The organism is Rhodococcus sp. EPR-157, assembly GCF_001647195.1.
Lineage (GTDB): Bacteria > Actinomycetota > Actinomycetes > Mycobacteriales > Mycobacteriaceae > Rhodococcoides.
In genome coordinates this window covers 1-3,101 of sequence record NZ_LVCV01000672.1, presented here as the reverse complement: position 1 = coordinate 3,101, position 3,101 = coordinate 1, and the positions used below count along the sequence as shown (strand labels likewise).

Below are 3,101 nucleotides of genomic sequence, written 5' to 3'. Positions count from 1 at the left end.
CCACCGAGGTGACGTCGCCGACTATGACGCCGAGGACACGCACGTCCGAACCTTCGTAGATACCGACCGACTTGTCGAAGTAGGCGGTGATGTTCGTGGTACCCGCTCGAGTGAACAGCCACCACAGTCCGCCTGCGACAACAAGTGCGGCGATGACGACGCCAGCGACGACGGCACGGCTACCGCCGCTCTTCTTCACGTTCTCTCCGGAATCGGTCATCAGTTCCCTCCCAGGTCTCGCGCAGGCTCGCGGTAGCCCGGAATCAGCGGCAGTCCAGGAGGTGTGAGGTTGGCCAGAGTGATGTCGAGCCACCGTCCGTTACCGACGACGTTGGCGTACAGACGGACGAACGGTGCATACAGCTCGAGTCCACGCGCAAGTGCGTCGTTGTTCTCGTTGAGAATGTCGATGACACCGTTCAACTGCTCGAGCATCGGCGTGATCTGCTCTTCGTTGTCCCGAACCAGTCCGGTGAGTTGCTGCGAGAGACGCTGCACGCCCGTCAACAGTTGAGAGATCGACTGCTGACGGTTGTTCAGCTCTTCCAGCAACGGTCCGGCATCCGAGATGAGGCGGTTGAACTCATCGTTCCGGTCCGCGAGCACCTTCGACGTCCTACCGGTCGCTTCGAACAGCTTCTGCAGTTCAGCGTCACGGCTCGCGATCGTCTCCGACAACCGGCTCACGCCGTCGAGCGACGCACGAATATCCGCCGGCGTCTCCGAGAACGCCTGCGACAGCGTCTCGAAGCTTGTCGCGAGCTGCGCAGTGTCGATGTCCTCGATGGTCGACGCAGCGTCCGAGAACGCGTCGATCACGTCGTAGGGAGATGTGGTGCGCTCGACCGGAATCGGATCCTTCGGCTTGAGCACGTCATCCCCGCGTGGGTCGACGGCGAGGTACTTGCTGCCCAGCAGGGTCTTGATCTGAATGGACGCCGACGAGTTGTTTCCCACCCAGGCGTCCTGCACTCGAAAGTCGACGTTGACCTTGTCGCCGTCGAGCTCGACCGCACTGACTTGACCGACCTTCACTCCGGCAATACGAACTTCGTTGCCGGGTTTGAGGCCTGCTGCCTCCGTGAACTGTGCCGTGTAGGTGGACCCGGCACCGAGGATCGGCAGTTTGTCGAGAAAGAACACCGACACGGTCGCGAGCAGCACTATCGCGATGCCCAGCGCGCCGAGGACAAGCGGACTGCGCTTCTTCATTCCTTGATCCCCCCAGCTTTGCAACGCTCGGCCGCGTTCGTGTACAGCGGTTGATTCACGGTCGGCAGTCCTGTCGGGAGATTCAGATTCGGCGATGTTCCAGGGCCTGCCTGGATGTCGATACCGCACAAATAGAAGGTGAACCACGAACCCTGCTGGGCAGTACGAACAAGCTTGTCCAGCTTGACCGGCAGAGTCTGAATGACCTTGGTCAGGTCGTCCTCGCGGGCGTTCAACGTCGTCGCCAGCGTGTTCAATGCAGCCACTGATCCCTGAATCGACGGCCGCGTCGGTTCGAGGAGATCGGCCGTGGCATCGGTGAGACCCGCCAACGATGTGACTGCCGATCCGACCACGTCACGGTCCGCCGACAGACCGGACACCAGCTGCTGGGTGTTGACGATGAGCTTGTCGAGCTGATCGTCGTTCTGATTCACCGTCTGCAGCACCGTGTTCAGGTTGGTGATGACCGCACCGATCACAGCGTCCTTGTCGGCGACCGTGTTGGTCAGACTTGCAGTACTGCGGACGAGCTCCGAGATCGTGCCGGACTCACCCTGGAACACCTGGATGATCTGGTACGACAGCTTGTTCACGTCGTCGGCGCTCAGAGTCTGGAAGAGAGGCCGAAAGCCGTCGAACAACGTGGTGAGGTTGACGGCAGGCTTGGTCTGCGACAACGGGATAGTCTCACCCGGATTGATTTTGCCGCCCTGGTCCCCGGCACCCTGTTCGATTGCGATGTAGCGCTGCCCGACGAGGTTGCGGTAGCGCAGATTCGCGGTCACCGTCGACGGCAGGTAGTCACGACCGTCGACCGTGAACTCGACCTTGGCCTCACGCTCGTTGACGATCTCGATCTTCTTGACGTCACCCACACGAACACCCGCGATGCGCACCTCGTCACCCTTGTTGAGCGACGCGACGTCGCTGAAGATGGCGCTGTAGGTCTCGCCACCCCCACCGGAGATGTTCGCGATGGAGAACGCCAGTGTTGCGGTGGCCAGAATGGTCACCACCGCGAACACGATCAGCTTGACGAGCGGTGCGAGAAGCCCCCTCATTTGATGGTCACCTCCACACCCCTCAGTGCCGGCGCCCCCGCCGATGTCACCCATGAGGGAACGTCCCCCGGTGATGTTCCTGTCGCCTCGCCGTAGATCACGGCCAACGTGTCACGCTCGAAATCCGAACCTTCGTAGCTGGCCGGAGCAGCCTGGCCGGTACCGGCGTCGGCGCCGGGCAGAATCGAGTACTGCGGTGCCGGAAGCTCCGGGATATCCTGCGGCCCCGGGTTTCTCGACGGTACCTGGTAGGACCCGTCGTTGGCAGAACCACCCGGATACTGCGGGAAGAACTCCCCCGCTGCGGTATCGGCCGGCGTGTAGCAGCGCGGACCACGATCGTCGAACAACCGCGGCTCGTCCTGATTGGGAAGGTATCGACCCTTCGGATTGACGAACGCCGCGGACACGTTGATGCCTGGGTATTCGTCGCCGGCGCCGATAACGGCCTGTGCACGCTCGACCACGGGCACGAACTGACTGAACGTGCATCCGAAGGACGGCGAGTACTGAGCCAACAGCTCCAATGCCTGTCGTGAATCAGCGGAGATCCGAATCAGGTTGTTCGCGTTCGCTTCCAGGAAGTCCGCCGTCGACGCACTCGTCGCGGTCAGCGACGAGATCAACGTATCGACCGCAGGACGCTGCTCGACCAACGTGTTACCCGTGACCGTCAGATTGTCCAGCGCGTCGATCAATTGCGGACCGGCATCTGCGTACGTCTGCGAGAAATCGGCAAGACCGCGCAGGTCTTCCTGAATGTTCGGCAGTTCGGTGTTCAGACCCTTGAAGATGTTCTCCAGCCGATCGATCGTCATCCCGAGT

Annotated in this window: 4 protein-coding genes; all 4 read right to left on the bottom strand. The window is 61.5% G+C overall.

From position 1 onward, the window contains the following. A partial coding sequence (locus A2J03_RS28830; RefSeq protein WP_156520643.1) for an MlaD family protein occupies window positions 1-220 on the bottom strand: 220 nt, incomplete at its 3' end. Continuing rightward, a complete protein-coding gene (locus tag A2J03_RS28825; protein ID WP_068381492.1) occupies window positions 220-1,212 on the bottom strand; it encodes an MCE family protein in 993 nt (330 codons plus the stop codon). The genes A2J03_RS28830 and A2J03_RS28825, both read right to left, overlap by 1 nt. Then, window positions 1,209-2,276, bottom strand: a complete 1,068-nt coding sequence (locus tag A2J03_RS28820; protein ID WP_068381490.1) for an MCE family protein — start codon at window positions 2,274-2,276, stop codon at window positions 1,209-1,211. Before A2J03_RS28820 ends, A2J03_RS28825 begins: the two co-directional genes overlap by 4 nt. Continuing rightward, window positions 2,273-3,101: MCE family protein (locus A2J03_RS28815; protein ID WP_197481016.1), on the bottom strand; the 829-nt coding region annotated here is incomplete at its 5' end. The genes A2J03_RS28815 and A2J03_RS28820, both read right to left, overlap by 4 nt.